A 24,083-nucleotide genomic window follows, 5' to 3' on the forward strand; every position below is an offset into this window, starting at 1 on the left:
CCGTTCAAGACGTTTGTGTCCGACCGGAGAACCTGTGGGAGCGGGCTTGCTCGCGAAGAACGATGACGCGGTTGCGGATCAGAATTCCAACGTGCTCGACAACGAAATCTGCCGCGAATCGCCCATCGACACAAAGAACCGGCTCGCCGCCGAGGTGTAGTAGGTGCGGTCGAACAGGTTCTTCACGTTGAGCTGAAACTTGACCTTCTGTCCCTCAAGCTTGGTGTCATAAGTGGCGAACGCATCGGCCACGGTGTAGCTCGGCAGGTCGAAATCATTCACCGCGTTGCCCGCGCGTTCGCCGACATACCGCGCCCCGGCGCCGACCCGCAGTTGATCGCCACCGATCACGCTGCCGAAGTCATACACCGCCGACAATGAGCCGCTGTTCTTCGCCACGTTTTGCAAGCGATTGCCTTTGTAGTCCGGGTCTTCGGTGACCTCGGCATCGGTGTAGGCATAGGCGCCGATCAGGCTCCAACGGTCGGTCAGTTGGCCGGTCAGATCGAGTTCCAGACCACGGGAACGCACCTCGCCCGCCGCGCTGTAAATAGTGGTTGGGCCTTCAGAGTTGGAGACCAGCACGTTGCGTTTCTTGATGTCGAACAGCGCGATATTGCCGGTGATGCGCCCCGGCATATCCAGACGCGCGCCCAGTTCCCACGACTTGGCTTGTTCCGGCGCGATGCTGCCGTCGAGCACGGTGCTGCTGCCGCTGAGCGGGGCAATGGTCGAGTTGGGTTTGAACGATTCGGTGTAGCTGCCGTAGAACGACAACTCGTCGGTGTAGCGATACACCAGACCGGCGCGCGGTACGAATTTCTGCCCATTGCTGTCGGTGTTGGCCTTGAACGGCACGCCTTTGCCGGCGTACTGGTCGTATTCCTGGAAGCGCCCGCCGGCAACCAGAATCCACTGGTCATTGAGGTGGATCGAGTCCTGCAGGAACACCGAATCGCTGCGCAGCAGATCGGTCTGCGCACTGTCCGCCGGGCTGACGGTGGTGCCTTCGACTTCGCGACCGTAGACCGGGTTGACGTAGCTGAAGGTGCTCAGGCTTTTCTGGCGGATCAGGTCGGCGCGGTAGATCTTGCGGTACTCGTCGTCGACGCCGAACACCAGGTCATGTTGCATGCCCAGCACGTTGACCTTGCCTTCGAGGCTGGCGGTGGCGAAGCGGTCAGTGCTGATCGCGCCTTGGGTGCCGTCCATGCTGCGGGTCAGCGTGCCTTTTTTGGTGTCGATGGCGGTCACGCGCACCTGGCTGGCGTCGTAGGTTTCGCGGTTCCAGCTGTAGCCGAAGTGGGCTTTCCAGTCGTCGTTGAGTTCGTGGTCGGCCTCGAAGTGGTACAGGTCGGAACGACCTTCCATGTCGTTGAACGGCTCGTCCAGACGCTCGTTGCGCGAGATGTCCAGCGGGTGGTTGGTGCGCGGATCGATCAGCGTGCCACGGTCGAACGGCGTGAGAAACTCGCGGTGTTCGTAGGAGAACAGCAGCTTGGTACGCTCGCCATACCAGGCCAGCGATGGCGCGATCAACGTCTCGCGATGGGTGCCGAAGTTGCGCCAGTAATCTTCGTCTTCGTGATCCAGCACCATGCGGTAAGCGAGGCCGGAATCGCCCAGCGCACCGGTGCTGTCGAAGCTGCCGCCGCTGCCATTCTTGCCGTCGCCATAGGTTGAGCCGCGCAGGGTCAAAGCGTTGTATTGGGTCAGTTCCGGCTTCTTGCTGACCAGATTGACCACGCCGCCCGGGTCCTGAATTCCGTACAGCAGTGAGGCTGGGCCCTTGAGCACTTCGACACGATCAACGGTCTCGTTCATCCCGCGACCCTGCACGATCGGCATGCCGTCGCGCATGATCGAGCCGTTGCGGTTGTCGCCAAAGCCGCGAATCATCACCGAATCCTGAGTGCTGCCCAAGGTATTGGCCTGGGTAATGCCGCTGATATTGGCCAGCGCATCGTCGAGATTGCGCGGGGTCTGATCGCGAATGACCTGAGCCGGGATCACGTTGACGGTCTGCGGGATTTCCTGCAGCGAAGCCGAGGAGCGCATCACCGAACTGGTTTGCGGCGGCTGGTAGCTCATCGACTCGTCGCGCATCGAGGTGATAGTGGTGGCGCCGAGATTGAGGGCGCCCGCGGTGGGTTGCGGCTCAAGCGCGAAGGTGTGGCTGTCGGTGCGGCGGAAGGTCATGCCGGAGCCACTGAGCAAGCGTTGCAGCGCCTGTTCGGCACTCATCTGGCCGCTGACCGCCGGGGCGTTGAGGCCGTACGGCGCTTCATCGGTGTAGACCACGCTTTGCCCGGTGATACGGCTGAAGTCGCTCAGGGCCTGGGGCAGCGGTTTGGCGCTCAGGGAAAAACTGAACTGCTTTTGCGCCGGGCTGCTGACGGTTTCAGCGGCGAGCGCCACGCTCATCGGCAACAGCGCCAATGCGCAAAAACTCAGTGCCGAAACACCCAACCACTGTTTGACCGAACCCGATTTTTCCCTGGACTTCATTGCTCAATGACCTGTGTAGAACCGCAACGGATGCGAATGACTCGCAGTTTCAGTCACTACACGGATGGGCCTGTGGTTTACCTCACCACAATTTTGAAAATATTTTTCGGGAGCAGCGTCGGTAGTTCTGACGCCTTCGCGAGCAAGCCCGCTCCCACATCTGGAATGCATTCCCCTGTGGGAGCGGGCTTGCTCGCGAAGAGGCCAGTAGACCTAGCGCACAATAATCAGATGCCCCAACACCTGATGCTGCTCAAACCCCATCACCCCTTGCAGCGAACTCAACACAGCCTGCGGATCCTTGCTCGGAAAACTGCCGCTGACCTTGCGCGCCGCCAGCTCATCGTTGAGTACAACGACCCGCCCCGGGTAATAGCGCCGCAAATCCTGCACCACATCGGCCAGTGACGCCTTGTAGTAATTCAGCCAGCCCTGACGCCAGGCCAGTTGCGCTTCGCTGTCCACCGCGTGCAGTTTTTCCGCAGTGCCCTGCCCGTAGGCCACTTGCTGGCCGGCCGTCAGAATCTGCTGCGGCGCGTCGCGATCCGCCGTCACGCCAACGCGCCCGGACAGCACCGTGACTTGCGCGCCACCGGGTTGCAGACGCACTTCGAACTGCGTGCCGAGTACCCGCGCCTGACCATTCTCGGCCTCGACCACGAACGGCTCGCCGGTATGCGTGACACTGAAAAAACCGGCACCGCGACGCAGTTGCACATGCCGTTCGCCCTGGCTGAAATCCACGGCGATGGCGCTGTCGGCATCCAGCGTGACTTGCGATTGATCGGCCAGCGTCACGGTGCGGATCTCGCCCGGCGCCGAAACGTAATCGGCGCCCAGATCATCGACCCAGCGCTGCGGTTGCCAGCCGGTGCCGAGACTGATCATCAGCATCAGACACGCGGCCATCGCCAGCGCGCCCGACCAGCGCACAAGCGCTGAGCGACGCGGGCGATCCATCGCATTGAGGTACCCCTGCAACGCAAACGCATCTTCATCGGCCAGAGTGCGTGCCGGACTTTCGCTTAGCTCCCACAGCACTTGCGCCTGCGCGTAAGCCTCGGCGTGGGCCGGGTCGGCGCGCAGCCACTGGCTGAAGGTCAGTTGATCGCCGCTGCTCGGGCGGTCATGCAGAAGACTCAGCCAAGCGAGTGCGGCCTGTTCCTGAGTCGGCGTCGGGACGATGCGGTCGGTGTGATTCACGGTGCTTTCCCTGGCAGACGTGGCGCGGGTTCGCGCAGGCTGGCCTTGCAGGCCTCGAGGGCGCGCATCATATGTTTTTCCACGGCGCTTTGGGACAAGCCCATGGCCTTGGCGATGTCCGCGTACTTGCGACCGTGGATGCGATTGAGCAAAAAGATCTGCCGGGTGCGTTCGGGCAAGGCGCGCAACGCCGCTTCGACATGGCGCAGATCATTGCCTGCTTCGAGCGCAGCTTGCGGTTCGCTGCCGTGGCTGTCCGGCGCGTCCGGTTGCCAGCCCTCATTGACCCGCACCCGCGTACCTTCGCTGCGCAAATGATCGATGGCGATGTTGCCGGCGCAACGCAAAAGATAGGTGCTGAGTTCTTCGACCTGCACCAGCGGCCGTCGCCAGAAACGCAGGAACAGATCCTGCACCAGATCTGCCGCTGTGGCCCGGCAGCCGACGCGCCGGTTCACCAGCGCTTCCATCTGCGAGCGCTGCGACAGGAACACCTGGAGAAAATGCGCACGCGCGCCGTGTGGCTCGTCGTCGCGGGATTCCGGAGGATGACCGATCAGCATGTCAGCCCTGCGCCCAGGCAACGACCGGGCTTGCCAGCAAACTCAAAGCGGCCAGCACCAAGGCCAGTTTCGGCCGATACGGCATCAGCAGTACCAACGCCAGCGCACTGCACATCAGCACCGCGAACCAGTCGACCAGACCCAAGCCCCAACCGTTGGCAGCCACGGTGGCCCAGAGTGACAGGCCCAGCATGAGCCAACCGAAGAGTTTCAGACCCCGACCACGCCGGGCTGAAGGTTTGCGCCCCAGCAGTTCGTCGTGATGCCGTGGCATCGACAGGCACAACGCGGTGAATCCGGCATAGCACAGCAACAACGCCAGCAGCATCAGTTCGTCCCCTGCTCGAGCGTGATTGGCCGAGCCGTTTCGCGGGGCGTTTTTTTCACTCGCACACTATGCCCGGCGCGCTGCATCTTCCAGGCGGCCCACGTCAGAAACAGACCGGCGCCGAGACAGGTCAGGTCGAAACCGGCCAGCGCCCAGTCACCTTGTGCCAGCGTGACGCCGAGGTGATGCGAAGTGGTCAACGCATTGAGCAACGGCACCGCGCCGAACAGCAGCGCTGCCAGTGCCAGTTGTTCGACCCAAGCCTTGCGTCCAGGCCTGAGCAGTGCGTGCACCACGCTCAAGCCCCAGGCGATGAAGAAGGCGTTCACCTCCCAATCGGCCCGCCCATCGAGACTCGGCGGCAACAGACGATTGCTCCAGAAGAACACCGCCACCGCGTTGACCAATCCCGCCATGCTGGCAATGTTCAGCACTTCGACCAGCCGTAACTCGAACGGCATCACGCCACTTTTTGCGTGTTTGAGCTGACGCTTGCCGAGCCAGATCACCAGCCCGGTGCCGATCATCGCCGTACCGGCCAGGCCGCAGAGGAAGTACAGCCAGCGCAGTACCGGGCCGGCGAACCGGCCGATGTGCAAACCGTAAAAACTCCCGGCAATCACCATCGGCAGCGGCTTGTCCGCTGTGGCGCCGAGCAACTGCCCGGTCACGCCATTGAAGGTCACATCGCTACCGTACTCGTAGGTGATCTTGTCGGAACTGGCACGGGAAAACTGCACAGAGGCACTGGCATCGCCGGGGTTAGTGACCATCACCCGTGTCGCGTGGCCGCCGCCCCAGTGCTCACTGGCGCGCGTCATTAGCGCAGCCAGCGGCGGCAAAGTCGCTGGCTGGCCGGCGCGCTCCGGCAGCGGCGTTTCGGGAAACACCTCATCGTAGAACGCACCGAGGTTGTTGCCGTAAGTCGCCAGAATGCTCGCCGGCATAACCATCGCCATGAAAATCACCAGGCTGCTGTAGGTGATCATCAGGTGGAACGGCAAAACCAGCACACCCACGGCGTTGTGGCCGTCGAGCCAGGTGCGCTGGCCCTTGCGCGGGCGGAAGGTGAAGAAATCCTTGAAGATTTTCTTGTGGGTGATGATGCCGGTGATCAACGCGATGAACATCACCATCGCCGCACTGGTCGCCAGCCAGCGGCCCCACGGATAGGGCATTTGCAGCTGGAAATGGAACCGGTAGAAGAATTCGCCGCCCATGCTTTCCCGGGGTTCTACTTCGGCTCCGGTTTGCGCGTCGAGCGTCTTTTCAGTGAACTTGCCGCGCTTGCCAGGGCTGGCCGGAGTGTCTTGCCAACTGACGGAAAGGCCGGGCTCGCGGGCGCTGGGCAGGCCGATCCGCCAGCGTGAAGCATTCGGCGCCCGTTGTTGCAGATAGTTTTGCGCCAGCGTCAGGCTCGCTTCGGCGTTGAGCGGGCGCAAAGGGATTTCCGGCTGCATCCAGTGCGTGGTTTCGTCCTTGAAATAGGCCAGTGTCCCGGTCAGGAAAATCGCGAACAGCAGCCAGCCGAACACCAGCCCCGTCCAGGTGTGCAGCCAGGCCATCGACTGGCGAAAGCCCTCTTTCATGCGTAGCCCAAACCACGTGCGGCCCCGGACACCGTCGCCAGAATCACGCTCGGCACCAGCAATCCGACCCACGCCGACCATGCCGTGCGGCAAGCGAAACACCACAGCACCGCAACCAGATAGACCAGAAAGGAAATGGTCATGCCAGTCACTACAGCTTCGGCGCGGCTCAACGGTAACCACATCGTCAGGGCCACGCTGGCCAGCGCCGCGACCAGATAGCCGCCGAACACCGCCGCCAGCACCCGCGAGGTGACGGCCAGACGATAGGACATGGGAAGTGAGGCGAGTTTGCCTTTCATGTTTCGACCCTGAAACGAAAAAACGTCCGACCGACGAGGCCGGACCAACAGGCGAGCAATATTAATGATAAATATTCTCATACGCAAAAGCATCTGATTGCCGGACACCCTCGCCCGCCCCTACAATGCGAACAGTTCTTGTTCTCTAACGCATCCATCATGCGCCCGGAGTAATACCGTTGCCGTCCGCCCATCCCGTCGAATCGCTCTACCAAGACCACCACAGCTGGCTCACCGGCTGGTTGCGGCGCAAACTCGGCTGCCCGGACAGCGCGGCGGATCTGGCGCAAGACACGTTCATTCGCGTGCTCAGCGCCCGCGAACCCGCGGTGATCATCGAACCGCGCGCCTTTCTCACTACCCTCGCCAAACGCGTGCTGTTCAATCATTACCGTCGTCAGGATCTGGAACGCGCCTACCTCGACACCCTGGCGCAGATGCCGGAAATGCTCGCGCCATCGGAAGAAGACAAAGCGATCATCCTGCAAACCCTGATCGAACTGGACCAATTGCTCGATGGTTTGCCACGACCGGTCAAACGCGCGTTTTTGCTGGCGCAGGTCGATGGCCTGACCTATCCGCAGATTGCCGCCGAGCTGGGCATTTCGGTGGCCACCGTCAAACGTCACCTGCAAAAAGCCGCCCTGCGCTGCTACTTCGCCCTGTGAACCGCGTTCCGGATTTCTCTGCGCAAGTGGCCGAACAGGCCGTGTACTGGCTGATGGAAATGCAGCAAGGCACGCTCTCCCCGCGTCAGCAACAGGCCTGGCAACACTGGCTGGACGCCCACAGCGAACATCGTCGGGCGTGGGAGCACATGCAGCGGGTCAACCAGCGCTTGCGCGGTGTGGCTTCGCCATTGGCGCATGCCGCGTTGAACGGGCCGAAGTCTTCCAGTCGACGCCAGACCCTCAAGTTGCTGCTGCTTCTGGGTGCCGGTTCCGCCGTCACCTGGGGCATGCGCGAGCACAATCCGCTGCCGACGCTGCTCGCCGATTACCGCAGCCCGGTGGGCCAACGCCGCAAAATTGCGCTGGGCGCAGACAGCCAGTTGCAGCTCAACACAGCCAGTGCGGCGGACGTGGATGGCGCGCAACGACTGATCCGTTTGCTCGAAGGCGAGATCCTGCTCAGCACCGCGCAAGCGTTCGCAGTAAGCACGGCGCAAGGTGTGTTGAAAACCAGTGCTGCCCGTATCAACGTTCGACAATTTGCTGATCGCACACAGGTCGCGCTGTTCGAAGGCACGGTCGAACTGACCGCCAACGGACGCGCGCCGATGCAACTGCCGATCGCCCGACAACTGAGTTTCAGTGCCACCTCGATCAGCGAGGCCAAGCCGTTGGACGCCAACAGCGGCGCCTGGGCCGACGGCATGCTGATCGCCGCGCACATGCGCCTGGGCGACTTCCTTGAAGAGCTCGGCCGCTACCGTCGAGGGCAGTTGCATTGCGCTGCGAAAGTGGCCGACCTGCTGATATCTGGGACTTATCCACTGGACGACAGCGAACGGATTCTTGATCTGCTGCAAATCAGTCTGCCGGTGAAAGTGCGGCGCTTTACCCGCTATTGGGTCAGCGTCGAGGCGCGGGCTTAGCAGAAAACTGTGGCGAGGGAGCTTGCTCCCTGGCCACAAAATCAGTCATTCAAAAAATATTCGTAAACCGTGAGCCGTTTTTCAGATCTGGCGTGACAGAGAAGGAAAGCCCCCTTGATTCAACCTTCTCAGGATCAACCTTCATGCACCCCACTCGCCTCACGCCGCTGGCCCGCAGTCTGCGCAACCTCGTACTGGGCGCCAGCCTGAGCTTCAGCGCCCTGCCGGTCATAGCTGCCGAAACCAAGGTTTACCACATCGCCCCGGCGTCGCTGGAAAACGCCCTCAACCAGTTTGGTCGTGAAGCTGGCGTGCTGATTTCCTTTGGCTCACAAATCACCAGCGGCGTGCAAAGCCGTGGCCTCGAAGGCAGCTACAGCGCCGAACAAGGTCTCGATGCGCTGCTCGAAGGCACCGGCCTGCAAGCCCGCGCCGAGGGCAACAATGCCTTCAGCCTGCAACCGGTCGGCGACACGGCGCTGGAGCTGGACACCTCGAAAGTCGTTGGTGACTGGCTCGGTGATGCCGCGCAGGTCAACGTGTTCGAACACCCGGGTGCCCGCGACGTGATCCGCCGCGAAGATTTTGAACGGCAGGGCGCGACTCAGGCGCGCGATGTGCTCAACCGCATCCCCGGGGTCAACGCTCCGGAAAACAACGGCACCGGCAGCCACGACATGGCGCTGAACTTCGGCATTCGCGGCCTCAATCCGCGCCTTGCCGCGCGCTCGACCGTGCTGATGGACGGCATTCCCGTACCGTTCGCACCCTACGGCCAACCGCAGTTGTCGTTCGCGCCGATCAGCATGGGCAACATGGATGCCGTGGACGTGGTGCGTGGCGGCGGCGCCGTGCGTTACGGCCCGCAGAACGTCGGCGGCGTGGTCAACTTCGTGACCCGCGCCATTCCCGACGCGCCGACGGTCAAGGGTGGTTTCCAGACGGAAACCAGCCCGTCGTCGAGTCACGATGGCTTCAAGACCAGCGCCAACCTGCTGGCCGGCGGCACCAACGAAAATGGTCTGGGCGGCGCGCTGCTGTACTCCGGCACCCGTGGCGGCGACTGGCGTGAACACAGCGACAGCGAAATCGACGACCTGATCCTCAAGGGCAAATACCAGCTCGACGAGGCCAACAGCTTCAACGCCATGGCCCAGTATTACGAAGGCAAGGCCGATATGCCCGGCGGCCTCAGCGTTGCCGATTACGACGCCGATCCGTATCAGTCGACACGCCTGAAAGACCAGTTCTGGGGCCGTCGGACGATGTTCAACTTCGGCTATCGCTATCAGGAAGATCGCCGCGAATTCACCGCCAACACCTTCTTCACCAAAACCCTGCGCAGCGGCTATCTGGATCAGGGCACATTCCTCTCGCTGTCGCCGCGCGAGTATTGGGTGCGCGGTTTCGAAACCCGTTTCGCCCAAGGCTTCGACCTCGGCCCGACCAGCCACGAAGTCGGCGTCGGCTACCGCTACATCAACGAGGCCGGCCACGAATTGCGCTATCGCACGCCGATCAGCAGCAACCAATACCCGACCACCGACAGCCGCAACGACCGCGATACCCGCGGCGGCACCGAAGCCAATGCGTTCTTCGTCGACGATCGCATCGACATCGGCAAATGGACCATCACCCCGGGCGTGCGCTACGAGATGATCGAGTCGCAGCAGACCAACAACCTGACCGACGTCAAATACAAGGGCGACTACAACACCGCGCTGCCGGCACTGAACGTGCTGTATCACCTGAGCGACAGCTGGAATCTGTACGCCAACACCGAAGGTTCGTTCGGCAGCGTGCAGTACAGTCAGATGCCCAACCGCGTGAGCAGCGGCGAGGTGAAACCGGAGAAGGCGCGCACCTGGGAACTCGGCACCCGTTATGACAACGGCGCACTGCGCGCGGAGATCGGCGCGTTCCTGATCAACTTCGACAACCAGTACGAAAGCAACCAGACCAACGACTCGGTGATCGCCCGTGGCGAGACCCGTCATCAGGGCATCGAGACCAGCGTCAACTACGCGCTGGATGACTTGAGCCCGGCACTGGCCGGTTTCGATGTGTACGCCACTTATGCCTATGTCGACGCGACCATCCGCGAAGACGGACCGAACAAGGGCAATCGCGTGCCGTTTTCCTCGAAACACAAAGGCACGATTGGTGTCGGTTACACCGAAGGGCCGTGGAAGCTCAACGTCGACAGCAGCTTCCAGAGCGACCAGTTCGCCGACAACGCCAACACCTCGAAAGAAAGTGCCGACGGCAGCACCGGCAAGATCCCCGGCTACATGCTGTTCAGCAGCCGCGCCGGTTACGACTTCGGCCCGCAGTTGTCGGATCTGAATGTGGCGGTGGGGGTGAAGAACATCTTCAACACCCAATACTTCACCCGTTCGTTCGATGACAACAACAAGGGCAAGTACGTGGGTGAACCACGTACGGTGTATGTACAAACGTCTGTGGCTTTCTAAAAAAACTGTGGCGAGGGAGCTTGCTCCCGCTCGGCTGCGAAGCAGACGTAAATCCTGCTAATGCGGTCTGGCTGTTGAACGCCTTTGCAGGTTTTGGGGCCGCTTCGCAGCCCAGCGGGAGCAAGCTCCCTCGCCACAGTGTTCAGCAACACAAACAAAAACGGGCCTGCTTGCGCAGGCCCGTTCTCATGGGGTGGCTTGAAAAATCAGCGCATCAACTGTTGATCGCTGCCTGTTCGTTCTCCAGAAACTCTTCTTCCAGCAGTGCGTCATTCGCCTTGCTGAATGGCACGATGGCGGCGCGTGGTTTGCCCCGCAGTTTGCCAAACAGGTGCTCCAGCGCGTGTTCCAGTTTTTCGGCTGCACCATCGATCGCCTGTTCCAGCGAATCGGCTTTATGGGTGACGGAAATCGGTTGATGGCCTTTTGGCCGCGCTTCCAGTTGGCAACGCATGTCATGAGGACCTGGTTTGTCGCCGTTCTCGTCGCTCAGGTGGACTTCGACACGGGTCAGGTCTTCTTCATAACGGTCGAGCGTGCTCTCAATAGTTGTACGTACCCACTCCTCCAGTCGTTTACTGCTTTGAATATGGTTATCGCTGTTGACTTGGATTTGCATAGTTCATCCCTTATTTCAGCTAGCTCGCGAGAGGCCTCGAATTGAATTTCCTGACCTCTTGGTTACAACAATCGGCCCGACCGGCGAACATTTCAACCCCTGAAAAAAGATAAATATTCATTCGCAAAAAAAGCCGGACAACCGGGCAAGTCACTGGTAAGGTCGGGAGTTGGGTTGCCTCGCTACCCCGCAAGATTTGGTCACAATTGCCCGTCATTCAACGGGTGCAAGCTGCGGAAAATCCCCGCCTCCTCCACCAGCCAGTCATGCACCGCGCGCACGCCCGGATGGCTCAACGCCCCCGGCGCATACAGCAGCACGTAGCGTTTGTGGTTGGGCACCGACAGGCCGAACGGCACAATCAGCGTCCCGCGCTCCAGCTCATCGTTGAGCAGCGTGCGCCGGGCAATTGCCACACCCATACCGGCGATCGCCGCTTCGATCGTCAGGTGATTGCGATTGAACGTGTGCCCACGCCGCACGTCGGCGCCCTCGAAGCCAATCGCATTCAGATAGAACTCCCATTCCGCATATTCATAACTGCCGCGCCACGCGGTGATGTCGTGCAACAACGGAAAATGCACCAGATCCACCGGCCCATGCAGCGGCGGACGTCCACGCAACAGGCTCGGTGCGCACACCGGGAAAATCTGTTCGTCGAGCAAGGCTGTGGATAACAGCCCCGGATAGCTGCCGTCATTCAGGTCAATCGCCAGATCAAAGTCGCCCTCATGCAACGGCACGCTGCTGTCCTCGGCCACCAGGCGCAACTGGATGTCCGGATAGCGCTGTTGCAGACGCGGCAGACGCGGGGTCAGCCATTTGCTGAGGAACGATGGAATCGAACGCACCCGCAGAATCCCGCTGATCATCCCGGCATCCAGACGGCGCAATTCAGCATCGATGCTGCCATAGGCCTCGTTGACCGTGATGGCCAGTCGCTGGCCTTCCGCACTCAACTCGACACCCCGCGCTCGTCGATGGAACAGGCGAAAACCCAGACGCTCTTCCAATTGGCGAATCTGCTGGCTGACCGCCCCCGGAGTGATGTGCAGCTCTTCCGCACAACGGGTGAACGACAGGTGCCGCGCGGCACAGGAAAACACCTGCAGCCAGACGTAGGTCTGGGCATGCAATTGACGACTCATCGTTTAGTCCTGCTAAAGGCTTTCTTAGGAAGTTTCGTTGGTCACGTAGGACCGAGGTAGGCAGTATCGCCGACATTGCGCTTGTCCTACAAAAAATGGCAGCGATTCCTACTCCATTGCTTGTAAGGGTTTAGCATGGCTATCAGTGTTTTCGATCTATTCAAAGTCGGCATCGGTCCATCCAGTTCCCACACCGTCGGCCCGATGCGCGCCGCCGCAACCTTCGCCCAGGCGCTGATCGACCAACGGCTGCTCAACGATGTGCGTCGCGTGGAAATCCGCTTGTATGGTTCGCTGTCGGCCACCGGTGTCGGCCACGCCACCGACCGCGCCACGGTCATGGGCCTGATGGGCGAATGGCCGGACAGCATTGATCCGGCGACCATCGACCCACGCATCCAGCAACTGCGCGAAAGTGGTCTGCTGTCGCTGGCCGGTCACAGAGAAATTTCCTTCAACTGGCAGCGCGACCTCCTGCTGCTGGACGAAAGCCTGCCCTACCACCCCAACGCCATGTCGCTGACAGCCTTCGGCGAAAGCGCCGAGCTGTTCACGCAGACGTACTACTCGATTGGCGGCGGTTTCATCATCGAAGCCGCGGAAGCCGAGTCCGGTGTGGCACCGGCCGGCGACGTGGTGCTGCCGTACGATTTTTCCAGCGCTGCCGAACTGTTGAGCCTGTGCAAGCAGCACAACTTGCGCGTTTCGGAACTGATGATGGCCAACGAACGGGCCTGGCGCAGCGACGCTGAAATCCGTAACGGTTTGCTGCACATCTGGTCGGTGATGCGCGAGTGTGTCGAGCAAGGCCTGCGTCACGAAGGCATTCTGCCCGGTGGGCTGAACGTGCCGCGCCGCGCAGCGAAATTGCACCGCAGCCTGCTGGAAATCGGCAAGCCGAATGTCATCAGTTCGACGCTGTCGGCGATGGAGTGGGTAAACCTGTTCGCCCTCGCCGTCAACGAAGAGAACGCTGCCGGCGGGCGCATGGTGACCGCGCCGACCAATGGCGCGGCCGGGATCATTCCGGCGGTGCTGCACTACTACATGAAATTCAATCCGGACGCGTCTGACGATGACGTCGTCGCGTTCTTCATGGGCGCCGCCGCCGTCGGCATTCTGTGTAAGAAAAATGCCTCGATCTCCGGCGCCGAAGTCGGCTGCCAGGGCGAAGTCGGTTCAGCCTGCGCCATGGCCGCGGCAGGCCTCGCTGAAGTGCTCGGCGCGACCCCGGAGCAACTGGAAAACGCCGCCGAAATCGGCCTGGAACACAACCTCGGCCTGACCTGCGACCCAGTCGGCGGCCTGGTGCAGGTGCCGTGCATCGAGCGCAACGCCATCGCCGCCGTGAAGGCGATCAACGCCACGCAAATGGCCCTGCGCGGCGACGGCAAACACTTCATTTCTCTCGACCGGGTGATCCGCACCATGCGCGATACCGGCGCCGACATGCACGACAAATACAAAGAGACTTCACGGGGCGGCCTGGCCGTGAGCTGGGTGGAATGCTGACGCGCATTCCCTGAGCGCCCCGGCAGGCCGACACCCGCGGCCTGCCAACCGTGAGCCCGAGCAAAAATAATAACGAGGCAAAAACGATGACCGATGTACGTACACCTGCTGCTGAAAATCCCGCTGTAGATCGCACACGCAACACCGAAATTGCCCACAAGGGCTGGAGCAAATCCGACACCACCTGGATGCTCGGTCTGTACGGCACCGCCATCGGTGCCGGCACCTTGTTCCTGCCGATCAATGCCGGGGTCGGCGGTTTCTGGCCGTTGCTGATTCTGGCGCTGCTGGCGTTCCCGATGACCTTCTTCGCCCACCGCGGCCTGACCCGCTTCGTGCTGTCCGGGCGTTCGGGCGACATCACCGAAGTCGTCGAAGAACACTTCGGCATCGGTGCCGGCAAGCTGATCACCCTGCTGTACTTCTTCGCGATCTTCCCGATTCTGCTGGTGTACAGCGTGGCGCTGACCAACACCCTGAGCAGTTTTCTCGAACACCAATTGCACATCGCCCCGCCACCCCGGGCGATTCTGTCGCTGGCGCTGATCCTCGGCCTGATGGCCATCGTCCGTTGCGGGCAGAACGTGATCGTCAAAGCCATGAGCGTGCTGGTCTATCCGTTCGTCGCCGCGCTGCTGTTGCTCGGCCTCAGCCTGATCCCGAATTGGAACGGTGCGTTCTTCGCCAGTGCCAAGGAGGCGATGCCGCTGTCGACGTTCCTCAAGACGATGTGGCTGGCGATCCCGGTGATGGTGTTCTCGTTCAACCACTCGCCAATCATCTCTGCGTTCGCGGTTGACCAGAAGCAACGCTACGGCGCCGAGGCCGAACGCAAAAGCAGCGGCATCCTCGCCATGGCCCACGGGATGATGGTGGTGACGGTGATGTTCTTCTGCTTCAGCTGCGTGCTGGCGCTGTCGCCGGCGGATCTGGCGGCCGCAAAAGCGCAGAACATTTCGATCCTGTCGTACCTGGCCAACCACTTCCAGACCCCGGTCATCGCTTACGCCGCGCCGCTGATCGCGCTGGTGGCGATCACCAAATCCTTCCTCGGCCACTACATCGGCGCCAGCGAAGGCTTTCAGGGCATGATCGTCAAGAGCCTGCGCGGTCGTGGCAAGGTGATGTCGGCGAGCTGGCTGAACCGTGCGACCGCGCTGTTCATGATCCTCAGTTGCTGGGCCGTTGCGACCTTCAACCCGAGCATTCTGGGCATGATCGAAACCCTCGGCGGACCGGTGATTGCCTGCCTGTTGTTCCTGATGCCGATGTACGCCATCCGCCGCGTGCCAGCCTTGCGCCAGTATTCGGGTCAGGCGTCCAACGTGTTCGTGGTGCTGATCGGCCTGATTGCACTGTCGGCGATCATCTATTCGGTTCTGCCCTGAAACGGGCCACAAATGACAAAGGCGAGCCGTGTGCTCGCCTTTTTTGTGCCGTATCCATTGTCCAACAATTTTCCCGGCACAGCCCTTGCTATGACCTGTGCAGGAGCTGTGTAGGAGCTGTCGAGTGCAACGAGGCTGCGATCTTTTGATCTTCATGACCGAAGTCAAAACAGCGCAGATCAAAACATCGCAGCCTGCGGCAGCTCCTACACAGAAGCAATTGGCGAAATGGCCACGGAATGGCCGATGGTCCGGTATGGCGAACCAACCCGATCACGGCCGGTCAACAACTGCACGTTCAATCAGGCGGTGACGCATCATGGACAACCCTTTTCAGATCATTACCGATGCCTTCGCGCCGGACTATCAGATCAACCTGAGCATTCAGGGATTGGACGGCAGCATCATGCTGACCCTGTCCAACAACGGCCGGATCGTCGCCAAACGGATGATCAGCGCCGAACAGCGCAACGATCCTGTAAGGCTCAAACGGCTGGTGCAAAGCATTCAGTTCGGCATCGCCATCGAACAGGGCCACAGCGCCATGGCGATCCTTGAAGCGATGACCAGTGGCGACGGGCTGCCCCCGCCACCGCAGCAGAGCACCGGCCAGCCTCGGCCGTCGCTGGGACTTTAAAGCTCGCCCTTCTCGATCTCGGGGTGCTCACCGGAACCGGCGCCGAGCTTGCGTTGCGGTTTCTCGATCTTCACCGACGGAAATTGCGACGAAGCGTAACGCACCACCAGGATCGAGAACGCCAGCAGCAGAATGCCGCCGCACAGGTAGATGATGCCCATGTCCGGCGGATTGTGGTGCGAGACGTTGGAGATCAGCAGACGCGTCAGCGCAGTGATTGCCACGTAGATCAGGAAGCGCACCGGCATGTGGTTGGTCTTGAAATAAATCCCGACCATCGCCCCCAGTTCCAGATAGATGAACAGCAACAGAATGTCATCGATCTTGATGTGGCCTTCTTCGAGCATGCCGAGAAATTCCATCACCGCCGCCCACGCGGTCACCGCACCAATGGCAAACAGTGCCAGGTAGTGGAAGGTCTCGACGAACAGGTTGCCCAGGGACTCGGCCAGTTGATGCACGTTTTGCCGCAGTTTCTCGGCCCAGTTTATTTTCACGATGATGTTCCTTAGCCCGACTCGGGCGGATGATGCGTGTTGGACGTGACGGTTTTCTGCACGTCTTGAGTTTCATGCAGAAAAGAGGCCACGCCATCATGGCGAGCCAGCACCAAACCCGCGCCGTGGCGTTTGGTCGCAGACCCGAGCAATTGTGGCAGCGAGCCTGCTCGCGAATGGCCGCACTGCGATCCCACTGACAAATCCCGAATCCGGTCTACATTGAAAAGCCACTACCCAAAGCGCAGGGATTCGCTTATCCTTTCGCTGTATATAAATACAGTAGTCGCTAAGACAACTAAATGTGAAGGCATGTGAGGTGGTGAATGGCCGTCGAAGTGGTATACCGCAGCAGCCGAGATCTGGAGCGCTTGTTCATGGATAAAGCCGAAGCTGACCGTCATGACAAAATGCTCGAACTGGCCGAGATGCTGTCCGAAGTGTTGCAAAAAGCCGTTCCGTCGCTGAACGAGCAGCAGGTTGAAGAAGTCGGGATCTACATGGCGAAGAACCGCGATGTATTTGCCAAGGCGTTCAAGAGCCAGCCTGATGCGCTGTCGGAGCTGATCAATGCACCGGCAGAAGTCGTCGAAAAAGCCGAAGTGGCCGATCCGGAAGAGGCTCCATTGAAGCCGGTTAAAGCGGCGAAAGCTGCCAAGTAACCACGTTTGAATCGAAAAGATCGCAGCCTGCGCCAGCCCTGCATTGGAATACGTTTCCTGTAGGGGCTGGCGCAGGCTGCGATCTTTTGCTTTTCAGCGATACAAGACTTTCTCTGCCAACTCATCCGCTACCCGCGCCGGCGAACGCTTCTCGGCCTGCGCATGGGCGAATACTTCGGTCAGCCGCGAACTGATCTTCGACAGGTGCGCAGTAATCGTCCCCAACTCTTCGCCGCGATGCTTGAGCGAGACATAAATCAACCCGCCCGCGTTGATCACGTAATCCGGTGCATAGAGAATCCCGCGCCGCTCCAGTTGATCGGCCACGTCCAGATGCGTCAGTTGATTGTTGGCCGAGCCAGCCACCGCCGAGCAGCGAAGTTGCGTCACCGTATGGCTGTTGAGCACGCCACCGAGCCCGCACGGCGCAAGGATGTCGCAGGGTGTGCTGAGCAACGCGTCGTTGGCGATCGGATGCGCGTTGAGTTGCTCCATCGCCAGTTGCACCTTGCCGTGATCGATATCACTGACCAGCAATTCGGCCCCTGCCGCATGCAGTTGCTCGGCCAGTGCATAACCGACGTTGCCCAGACCTTGGATCGCCACGCGCAAACCTTCGAGGTTGTCGCTGCCCAGCCGCGCCATGGCGGTAGCGCGAATCCCGGTAAACACGCCCATCGCCGCATGCGGTGCCGGGTCGCCGGCCGAGGTGGTGCTGGTGACATGTTGCGTCTGCTGGGCAATGCAATCCATGTCCGCCACTGAGGTGCCGCTGTCGATGGCGGTGATGTAGCGACCGTCGAGCTGATCGATGCAACGGCCAAACGCTTCGAACAGCGCGGCGCGGTTTTCCACATGCGCCGGGCGCACGATCACCGCTACTCCGCCGCCCTGATCGAGCCCGGCCAGTGCCGCCTTGTAGCTCATGCCCTGCGCCAGGCGAATGGCGTCCTCGACCGCGGATTCGTCGTTGGGATAGGCAAGATAACGGCATCCGCCCAAGGCAGGGCCGAGGCGACTGTTATGAATGGCAATGACCGCCTTCAACCCGGTGATCGGGTCAACGCTGAGGTGCAGCGATTCCAGGCGAGTGCTTTGCATGAGAGCGAACATCGGCAGGCTCCCGAATCACTTCTGATAGACGCCAGTATAGGCTTGCGCCCAAAAATTGCTGAAGCGCACCGGAATAAGCGCCAGCGGCAACGGTGACTTTGCGGCATAACCTGACCGGTACTGGACGAATGGCGCGGACGGGGCTAAAACGAGGCATTCCCCGGAGATTGCAATGAGCCCGCGCCAACGTTTTTTCGAGTGTCTGCACCGTTCACCGCCCGCGCTGTTCGACGCGGCGCTGTGGATGGCTGCCGAGCACGAAAAAGGTCTCGATGTCGAAGCGCTGCAGCAAGACTTCAAGGAGCTGCAGCAGCGCGTCAGCCACGGCTTGCCGATGCTGCCGGTCAGCGAACTGGCGCAGCCATTGCTGCGGCGGATGAATGATCTGGGGTTCGCCCAGGACGATTTTCTGCCGCTACGCCCGCAGGTCGCGTTGTTGCACAAAGTGTTGCAGACCCGTCGCGGCCAGCCACTGACCCTGTCCTTGATTGCTCTGGAACTGGCGCGCGGTCTGGAAATCCCGCTGGTCGGGGTGAACTTCCCCGGGCATTTCCTGCTGCGGGTGCCCGGTGCCGATCACCTGCTCGACCCGTGTGGTGGCCGGCGTCTGTATCCCAACGATTGTCGCGAGTTGTTGCAGCGTCAGTACGGCGCGCACCTCAAACTCAAAGCCGATCATCTCGCCACCGCCACCCCGCAGCAGATGCTCCAGCGCCTGTCACGCAATCTGCGTCAGTTGCATCTGGCCCATGAGGATTACATCGCCGCATTGATCGACGCCGAACGCGTACTGCAACTGGGCACCGCCAGCGCTGCCGATTATCTGGCCCGCGCCAGCCTGTACCAACGCCTCGACTGCCCGAACGCCGAGCGCTTCGATCTGGAGCATGCGCTGCTGCTCAGTGACGATCCGGTCCAGCGCCTGCGCCTGACTGAACGGCTTGGGCACCTGCCCCCAAACTCCGTCGTGCACTAAACGCTTTTTGTAGAAGTGAGCCTGCTCGCGATGCAGGTGCCGCCGTTTTTTTCTGTCAGACCGCGTTATCGTTCTTCGCGAGCAAGCCCGCTCCCACAGGGGGTTGTGTGGGGTCCGAGGGTGAGCGCACCTGGATGATCAGCAGTGCCGCGATGACCGCCGGAATCGCGCAGAAGAAGAAAATCTGCGTCACCGGGATGTGCATCGCCAGCAGCATGCTGCCGAACAGCGGCCCGAGGATCGAACCGAAGCGCCCTACTCCCAACGCCCAGCCAGTGCCTGTGGCCCGCACATGGGCCGGGTAGAAGTTACTGGCGAAGGCGTTCAGCGTCAGTTGACCGCCGATGATGCAGAACCCGGCGGCAAACACGCAGGCCACCAGATAGCGTGGATTGTCGTGGTTCAAACCCAACAGAATCGTGCACAGCGCCGCCCCGGCCAACACCGCGCAGAGCAAGCGCACCTTGCGTTTCAAACGGTCGGCAAACCAGGCCATGCACACCGCGCCCAAGGTGCCGGCGAACAGGAACATCGAGGTCACCAGGTTGGCTTCATTGAGTTTCAGGCCGCTTTCCAGCAACAGCGTCGGCAGCCAGCTGATCATGAAATACAGCAGAATCAGGCTGACAAAAAACGTCGCCCAGATCAGCAGGGTCGGTCGCGCATAACCGTTGCGGAACAACTCGACCACCGTCAGTTTGCTGCCCTGCTCGCGCGCGTTCTGTTCGACCGAAGCGGCGGGCGGTTGCCAGTCCGGTAGCATCCGCGCGGTGACTTTGCGCAGCCGCGCATAGGGCGGTGCGTCACGCAGTAACCGTGGCAGCGATTCGGGCAGCATCCACCACAGGAACGGGAACAGCAGCAGCGGCGTGACGCCACCGGCGAGGAACACCGCTTGCCAGCCAAAGCGGTCGATGAAGCCAGCGGCGACAAAACCACCCGCCGCACCGCCAAACGAAAACCCACAAGCGGCCAGTGTCACCATCAATGTGCGCAGACGCGGAGGCGAATATTCCGACATCAAGGCCATGGCACTGGGCATCGCCCCGCCCATGCCGATGCCGCAGATGAAGCGCGCGATCATCAGGGTATTCAGCGAATCGGCGAACACCATCAGCACCGTGAGGCTGGCGTAGATCAACACGCAGGCGAGCAGGATTCGCCGTACACCGAAGCGGTCGGCCAGTGGTGTCACGGCCAGCGAACCAAGGGTCAGGCCCAGCAGGTTGGCGCTGAAAACAGGCCCGAACGCGGCTTTTTCCAGCCCCCAGTCCTGGGCCAGGGCCGGCACCACGTAACCGAGCACCTGGGCGTCATAACCGTCAGTGACCAGCAGCAAGGCGAGCAGGATCAAGAGCAACCACTGATAGCGGGACACAGGACGGGCGTCGAGTGCCGCGCGGAAGCTGGCAATCTGGTTGTGCATCGCAAGGTACCTGTTTTGTTTTTATGATTTTTGAGGTGCAACACGGACCACAGGTGGGAGCGGGCTTGCTCGCGAAAGCGATGTGTCAGTCAACATCCCCGTAGCTGACACTCCGCTTTCGCGAGCAAGCCCGCTCCCACAGGGTCTTACGGTGTATCCGGCTGGTTGGCCGGATGCGCCTTGATGAACGCCGGATGCTCAGCCGCCAACGCCGCCACCCGCCGAATCCGTGGATAAGCCTCAAGACTCACGCCGAACCGCTCCGCCGCATACAACTGCGGGATCAGATAAACATCCGCCACACACGGCCACTCGCCGAAACAGAAACCGCTGTCACCGATCAATTGCTCGACGGTCACCAGCCCCTGACTGATCCAGTGCGCGATCCACTCCACCACCTGCGGCTCTTCGTGGCCCAACTGGCGCAGGCGATTGAGCACGCTGACGTTATGCAGCGGATGCACATCGCAGCCGATCACCGCCGCCACGCCGCGCACATGGGCACGGGCGGCAAGGTTTTCGGGCAGCAGTGGCAGCTGTGGATAACGTTCTTCCAGGTACTCGATGATCGCCGGCGACTGAATCAGCAACTCGCCGTCATCGGTGCGCAAGGCCGGCACCCGGCCCTGCGGATTGATCGCCAGATACGCCGCCTGCCGATGCTCGCCCCCCGACGGCGCGATCAGGTTGACCGGCAACGCGGTGTAGTCGAGCCCTTTCAGCGCCAGAGCGATGCGCACCCGGTACGACGAGGTCGAGCGGTAATAGGTGTAGAGATCCATGAACCGCTCCTGTCAGCGCGCCGCCAGCACTTTGCCGCGGCATTCGCCGAAGCCGATCGAGGCGAAACCGTCACGGGCGCAGCGCGCACGCAGAATGATTTCGTCGCCGTCCTCAAGGAATTTGCGCACTTCGCCGGAGGCCAGTTCGATCGGCTTTTTACCGCCCTCGGTGATTTCCAGCAGGCTGCCGAACTGACCGCTTTGCGGGCCGGACAAAGTCCCTGAACCGAACAGGTCACCGGCCTGCAACTGGCAGCCGTTGACGCTGTGGTGCGCGACCATTTGCGCGACGGTCCAGTACATGTAGCGGGTGTTGCTCAAAGTCAGGCGATGGGCCGGCAGATTCTGCTCGCGCATGGCTTCGGTGAGCAGCAGCACTTCCAGTTCAATATCGAATGCGCCAGCGTCCTGATCGCGTTTGTCGAACAGGTATGGCAGCGGCTGTGGATCACCTTCCGGGCGCGCAGGTTGTGGGGTGCGGAATGGCTCAAGCGCTTCGGCCGTCACCACCCACGGCGACACACTGGTGATGAAGCTCTTGGAGAGGAACGGGCCGAGCGGCTGGTATTCCCAAGCCTGGATATCGCGGGCCGACCAGTCGTTGAGCAGGCAGAAACCGGCGATGTGTTCGGCGGCATCACCGATGGCAATCGGCTCGCCCATTTCGTTGCCCTGGCCGATCCAGATGCCCAGCTCCAGTTCGTAGTCCAGACGTGCGCAAGGGCCGAAGGTCGGCTCGCTCGCACCGGCCGGCAGGGTCTGGCCTTTCGGACGACGCACGTCGGTGCCGGAGGCGCGCACCGTGGAGGCGCGGCCGTGATAGCCGATCGGCACGTGTTTGTAGTTTGGCAGCAGCGGGTTGTCCGGACGGAACAGTTTGCCGACGTTCTGCGCGTGCTCGATGCCCACGTAGAAGTCGGTGTAATCGCTGATACGCGCCGGCAGGTGCAACTGGCAATCGGCAGCCAGTGGCAGCAGTTTCGCGCCTTGGGCTTCGATGGCGCCGCGATGGCTGCTGCCCTCGCTGAACAATTCCAGCAAACGGGTGCGCAAGGCTACGCGGGCTTCGCGACCGAGGTCGAAGAAGGCGTTCAGCAGACCGCCGTGCATGGCTTCGACCGCGCTGCGTGCCGCGCCGTCGAACAGCCCGGCTTCGAGCGCCACTTGCAGATCGAAAATGTGCTCGCCGATCGCCACGCCTGCGCGCGGCGCCGCGCCATTGAGGCTGAACACGCCCAGCGGCAGGTTCTGCAACGGGAAATCCGCGTGGCCGTTGGCCGAAGCAACCCAGCTGCGGGTAATGGAAGTCTGAGTCATGGGTTATCTCCGGGTCGGGTCGAACGTGGCGGGCAGCGTGGCCCAGCAGGCGTCGTAATTGGATTGCAGTTGCGGGCAGTCGAGGGCGAAGCGGCTTGGGCGCAGCACCTGACTGGTCTCGAACATGAAGGCCATGGTGTTGTCGATCTTCGCAGGCTTGAGGTCGGCGTTGATCGCTTTGGTGCAGGTTTCGCCATCCGGGCCGTGGGCGCTCATGCAGCTGTGCAGGGACGCACCGCCGGGCACGAAACCTTCAGCCTTGGCGTCGTACTCGCCCTGAATCAGGCCCATGAATTCGTTCATCAGATTGCGGTGGAACCACGGTGGACGGAAGGTGTTCTCGGCGACCATCCAGCGTGGCGGGAAGATCACGAAGTCGAGGTTGGCCAGACCGTGCACGCTGGTCGGCGAAGTCAGCACGGTGAAGATCGACGGATCCGGGTGATCGAAGCTTACGGTGCCGATGGTGTTGAAACGGCGCAGGTCGTATTTGTACGGCACGTTGTTGCCGTGCCAGGCCACCACGTTCAACGGCGAATGATCGAGCTCGGTGCCCCACAACTGGCCGAGGAATTTCTGCACCAGCGTGGTCGGCTGCTGCAGGTTTTCGTAGGCGGCGACCGGGGCGAGGAAGTCCCGCGGATTGGCCAGACCGTTGCTGCCGATCGGCCCCAGATCCGGCAGGCGCAGCGGCGCGCCGTGGTTCTCGGCGACGTACCCGCGCGCTTGCGGATCAAGCAGCTCGACGCGGAATTTCAGGCCACGCGGCAGCACGGCAATTTCCAGCGGCGCGACTTCGAGCACACCGAGTTCGGTGGCAATCCGCAGACGCCCGAGTTGCGGCACCAGCAGCAGTTCGCCGTCGGCGTTGTAGAACACCCGCTCCATCGAACGGTTGGCGGTGTAGTGATAGATGCTGATGCCGGCCGGTTTTTCCGCCACCGAATTGGCGACCATGCCGACCAGACCGTCGATGAAATCGGTCGGCTCAGCGGGGATCTGCAGCGGATTCCAGCGCAGGCGATTGGGCGTCACTTCACCCAGCGGGCCGCCGGCCAGTTGCCGCTCCAGTTTGACGAACGCCGGGTGATTGGCCGACGGCTGAATGCGATACATCCAGGTGCGCCGGGCTTCACTGCGGGTCATGGTGAATGCAGTGCCGGAGAGCAATTCGGTGTAGAGGCCGTAGGGGGCTTTTTGCGGGGAGTTCTGGCCGATGGGCAAGGCGCCGGGCAACGCTTCACTGCTGAATTCGTTGCCGAAACCGGACTGGTACGCCAGCTCCGACGCGTTTGAATCGAGGTTCATGGAGCCTCCTGAACAGGGAGTCGGCAGTGGCCCATCGCTCTGGCTCAGAGGTTTGCGCACGCCGGGGTTGTTATTATCGTAATTCGATTACGCATAACGTAATTTGCTCGCTATCCAGCGTCAAGCTATAAAGA

At 61.4% G+C, this 24,083-nt stretch carries 21 protein-coding genes and 1 pseudogene; 8 read left to right on the forward strand and 14 right to left on the reverse strand.

What is annotated here, in order from left to right; all coding sequences use genetic code 11:
• Positions 1-78: 78 nt before the first annotated feature.
• The 6 genes from LCH64_RS14755 to LCH64_RS14780 form a co-directional block, all read right to left on the reverse strand.
• Positions 79-2,508, reverse strand: coding sequence for a TonB-dependent receptor (locus tag LCH64_RS14755; RefSeq protein WP_226500608.1), 2,430 nt, complete (start codon positions 2,506-2,508; stop codon positions 79-81).
• 213 nt (positions 2,509-2,721) lie between these two features.
• A complete protein-coding gene (locus tag LCH64_RS14760; protein ID WP_226500609.1) occupies positions 2,722-3,711 on the reverse strand; it encodes a FecR family protein in 990 nt (329 codons plus the stop codon).
• Positions 3,708-4,274, reverse strand: coding sequence for an RNA polymerase sigma factor (locus tag LCH64_RS14765; protein ID WP_003221797.1), 567 nt, complete (start codon positions 4,272-4,274; stop codon positions 3,708-3,710). Before LCH64_RS14765 ends, LCH64_RS14760 begins: the two co-directional genes overlap by 4 nt.
• Before the next feature lies 1 nt (position 4,275).
• Positions 4,276-4,602 carry a DUF3325 domain-containing protein gene (locus LCH64_RS14770; RefSeq protein WP_226500610.1) on the reverse strand — a complete coding sequence of 109 codons (327 nt, stop codon included), beginning with the start codon at positions 4,600-4,602 and terminating at the stop codon, positions 4,276-4,278.
• Positions 4,602-6,191, reverse strand: coding sequence for a PepSY-associated TM helix domain-containing protein (locus tag LCH64_RS14775; RefSeq protein WP_226500611.1), 1,590 nt, complete (start codon positions 6,189-6,191; stop codon positions 4,602-4,604). The genes LCH64_RS14770 and LCH64_RS14775 overlap by 1 nt, the downstream gene beginning before the upstream one ends.
• Positions 6,188-6,493 (reverse strand): DUF3649 domain-containing protein, encoded by a 306-nt coding sequence (locus LCH64_RS14780; RefSeq protein ID WP_007967542.1) that lies wholly within the window; start codon positions 6,491-6,493, stop codon positions 6,188-6,190. Before LCH64_RS14780 ends, LCH64_RS14775 begins: the two co-directional genes overlap by 4 nt.
• Positions 6,494-6,672: 179 nt before the next feature.
• Between LCH64_RS14780 and LCH64_RS14785 the strand changes: the two genes are divergently transcribed.
• The 3 genes from LCH64_RS14785 to fecA all read left to right on the forward strand — a co-directional run bounded on the left by LCH64_RS14785 (position 6,673) and on the right by fecA (position 10,564).
• Positions 6,673-7,161, forward strand: a complete 489-nt coding sequence (locus LCH64_RS14785) for a sigma-70 family RNA polymerase sigma factor (protein ID WP_103485826.1) — start codon at positions 6,673-6,675, stop codon at positions 7,159-7,161.
• Positions 7,158-8,090, forward strand: coding sequence for a DUF4880 domain-containing protein (locus LCH64_RS14790; RefSeq protein ID WP_226500612.1), 933 nt, complete (start codon positions 7,158-7,160; stop codon positions 8,088-8,090). Before LCH64_RS14785 ends, LCH64_RS14790 begins: the two co-directional genes overlap by 4 nt.
• A gap of 143 nt (positions 8,091-8,233) precedes the next feature.
• Entirely contained in the window at positions 8,234-10,564 is a 2,331-nt protein-coding gene (gene fecA, locus LCH64_RS14795; protein WP_226500613.1) for a TonB-dependent Fe(3+) dicitrate receptor FecA, read from the forward strand.
• Positions 10,565-10,778: 214 nt separating this feature from the next.
• On the opposite strand, the gene LCH64_RS14800 is transcribed toward fecA, so the two are convergent.
• The gene (locus LCH64_RS14800; protein WP_003221782.1) at positions 10,779-11,183 is read right to left on the reverse strand and encodes an HPF/RaiA family ribosome-associated protein; all 405 of its coding nucleotides are present in this window, start codon (positions 11,181-11,183) and stop codon (positions 10,779-10,781) included.
• 200 nt (positions 11,184-11,383) lie between these two features.
• Positions 11,384-12,331 carry a LysR substrate-binding domain-containing protein gene (locus LCH64_RS14805; RefSeq protein WP_103369604.1) on the reverse strand — a complete coding sequence of 316 codons (948 nt, stop codon included), beginning with the start codon at positions 12,329-12,331 and terminating at the stop codon, positions 11,384-11,386.
• A 135-nt stretch (positions 12,332-12,466) separates the two neighbouring features.
• On the opposite strand from LCH64_RS14805, the gene LCH64_RS14810 reads away from it, so the two are divergent.
• From LCH64_RS14810 to LCH64_RS14820, 3 genes are all read left to right on the forward strand, one after another.
• Positions 12,467-13,843, forward strand: a complete 1,377-nt coding sequence (locus tag LCH64_RS14810) for an L-serine ammonia-lyase (protein ID WP_226500614.1) — start codon at positions 12,467-12,469, stop codon at positions 13,841-13,843.
• Positions 13,844-13,929: 86 nt separating this feature from the next.
• Positions 13,930-15,231 (forward strand): HAAAP family serine/threonine permease, encoded by a 1,302-nt coding sequence (locus tag LCH64_RS14815; protein WP_003221779.1) that lies wholly within the window; start codon positions 13,930-13,932, stop codon positions 15,229-15,231.
• A 319-nt stretch (positions 15,232-15,550) separates the two neighbouring features.
• Positions 15,551-15,868, forward strand: a complete 318-nt coding sequence (locus LCH64_RS14820; protein WP_003221777.1) for a DUF3509 domain-containing protein — start codon at positions 15,551-15,553, stop codon at positions 15,866-15,868.
• Here LCH64_RS14820 and LCH64_RS14825 read toward each other — a convergent pair.
• Positions 15,865-16,365, reverse strand: coding sequence for a phosphate-starvation-inducible PsiE family protein (locus LCH64_RS14825; protein WP_003221775.1), 501 nt, complete (start codon positions 16,363-16,365; stop codon positions 15,865-15,867). The genes LCH64_RS14820 and LCH64_RS14825 overlap by 4 nt on opposite strands.
• Positions 16,366-16,691: 326 nt before the next feature.
• On the opposite strand from LCH64_RS14825, the pseudogene LCH64_RS14835 reads away from it, so the two are divergent.
• Positions 16,692-16,931: pseudogene (locus tag LCH64_RS14835) on the forward strand (YebG family protein); the annotation flags it as partial.
• A 189-nt stretch (positions 16,932-17,120) separates the two neighbouring features.
• Here the strand turns inward: LCH64_RS14835 and LCH64_RS14840 are convergent.
• Complete coding sequence (locus LCH64_RS14840; protein WP_003221772.1) at positions 17,121-18,140, reverse strand: Glu/Leu/Phe/Val dehydrogenase dimerization domain-containing protein; 1,020 nt, start codon at positions 18,138-18,140, stop codon at positions 17,121-17,123.
• Between the two features lie 172 nt (positions 18,141-18,312).
• Between LCH64_RS14840 and LCH64_RS14845 the strand changes: the two genes are divergently transcribed.
• A complete protein-coding gene (locus LCH64_RS14845; RefSeq protein WP_226500615.1) occupies positions 18,313-19,116 on the forward strand; it encodes a tetratricopeptide repeat protein in 804 nt (267 codons plus the stop codon).
• Positions 19,117-19,171: 55 nt separating this feature from the next.
• On the opposite strand, the gene LCH64_RS14850 is transcribed toward LCH64_RS14845, so the two are convergent.
• The 4 genes from LCH64_RS14850 to hmgA all read right to left on the reverse strand — a co-directional run bounded on the left by LCH64_RS14850 (position 19,172) and on the right by hmgA (position 23,949).
• Positions 19,172-20,542, reverse strand: coding sequence for an aromatic acid/H+ symport family MFS transporter (locus LCH64_RS14850; RefSeq protein ID WP_226500616.1), 1,371 nt, complete (start codon positions 20,540-20,542; stop codon positions 19,172-19,174).
• A gap of 146 nt (positions 20,543-20,688) precedes the next feature.
• Entirely contained in the window at positions 20,689-21,324 is a 636-nt protein-coding gene (gene maiA / locus LCH64_RS14855) for a maleylacetoacetate isomerase (RefSeq protein WP_226500617.1), read from the reverse strand.
• A 12-nt stretch (positions 21,325-21,336) separates the two neighbouring features.
• Positions 21,337-22,641, reverse strand: coding sequence for a fumarylacetoacetase (fahA, locus tag LCH64_RS14860; protein ID WP_226500618.1), 1,305 nt, complete (start codon positions 22,639-22,641; stop codon positions 21,337-21,339).
• 3 nt (positions 22,642-22,644) lie between these two features.
• Positions 22,645-23,949, reverse strand: coding sequence for a homogentisate 1,2-dioxygenase (gene hmgA, locus LCH64_RS14865; RefSeq protein WP_226500619.1), 1,305 nt, complete (start codon positions 23,947-23,949; stop codon positions 22,645-22,647).
• Between the last annotated feature and the right edge of the window lie 134 nt (positions 23,950-24,083).

The organism is Pseudomonas sp. MWU16-30322 (genome assembly GCF_020515535.1).
Lineage (GTDB): Bacteria > Pseudomonadota > Gammaproteobacteria > Pseudomonadales > Pseudomonadaceae > Aquipseudomonas > Aquipseudomonas fluorescens_H.

What these genes read in the sequence shown, in the direction of transcription:
- LCH64_RS14850 (WP_226500616.1), bottom strand. Translation starts at nt 20,542, where the DNA reads ATGCACAACCAGATTGCCAGCTTCCGCGCGGCACTCGACGCCCGTCCT.
- LCH64_RS14840 (WP_003221772.1), bottom strand. Translation starts at nt 18,140, where the DNA reads ATGTTCGCTCTCATGCAAAGCACTCGCCTGGAATCGCTGCACCTCAGC.
- LCH64_RS14815 (WP_003221779.1), top strand. Translation starts at nt 13,930, where the DNA reads ATGACCGATGTACGTACACCTGCTGCTGAAAATCCCGCTGTAGATCGC.
- LCH64_RS14755 (WP_226500608.1), bottom strand. Translation starts at nt 2,508, where the DNA reads ATGAAGTCCAGGGAAAAATCGGGTTCGGTCAAACAGTGGTTGGGTGTT.
- fahA (WP_226500618.1), bottom strand. Translation starts at nt 22,641, where the DNA reads ATGACTCAGACTTCCATTACCCGCAGCTGGGTTGCTTCGGCCAACGGC.
- LCH64_RS14800 (WP_003221782.1), bottom strand. Translation starts at nt 11,183, where the DNA reads ATGCAAATCCAAGTCAACAGCGATAACCATATTCAAAGCAGTAAACGA.
- LCH64_RS14765 (WP_003221797.1), bottom strand. Translation starts at nt 4,274, where the DNA reads ATGCTGATCGGTCATCCTCCGGAATCCCGCGACGACGAGCCACACGGC.
- LCH64_RS14775 (WP_226500611.1), bottom strand. Translation starts at nt 6,191, where the DNA reads ATGAAAGAGGGCTTTCGCCAGTCGATGGCCTGGCTGCACACCTGGACG.
- fecA (WP_226500613.1), top strand. Translation starts at nt 8,234, where the DNA reads ATGCACCCCACTCGCCTCACGCCGCTGGCCCGCAGTCTGCGCAACCTC.
- LCH64_RS14780 (WP_007967542.1), bottom strand. Translation starts at nt 6,493, where the DNA reads ATGAAAGGCAAACTCGCCTCACTTCCCATGTCCTATCGTCTGGCCGTC.
- LCH64_RS14810 (WP_226500614.1), top strand. Translation starts at nt 12,467, where the DNA reads ATGGCTATCAGTGTTTTCGATCTATTCAAAGTCGGCATCGGTCCATCC.
- LCH64_RS14770 (WP_226500610.1), bottom strand. Translation starts at nt 4,602, where the DNA reads ATGCTGCTGGCGTTGTTGCTGTGCTATGCCGGATTCACCGCGTTGTGC.
- hmgA (WP_226500619.1), bottom strand. Translation starts at nt 23,949, where the DNA reads ATGAACCTCGATTCAAACGCGTCGGAGCTGGCGTACCAGTCCGGTTTC.
- LCH64_RS14845 (WP_226500615.1), top strand. Translation starts at nt 18,313, where the DNA reads ATGAGCCCGCGCCAACGTTTTTTCGAGTGTCTGCACCGTTCACCGCCC.
- LCH64_RS14820 (WP_003221777.1), top strand. Translation starts at nt 15,551, where the DNA reads ATGGACAACCCTTTTCAGATCATTACCGATGCCTTCGCGCCGGACTAT.
- LCH64_RS14805 (WP_103369604.1), bottom strand. Translation starts at nt 12,331, where the DNA reads ATGAGTCGTCAATTGCATGCCCAGACCTACGTCTGGCTGCAGGTGTTT.
- maiA (WP_226500617.1), bottom strand. Translation starts at nt 21,324, where the DNA reads ATGGATCTCTACACCTATTACCGCTCGACCTCGTCGTACCGGGTGCGC.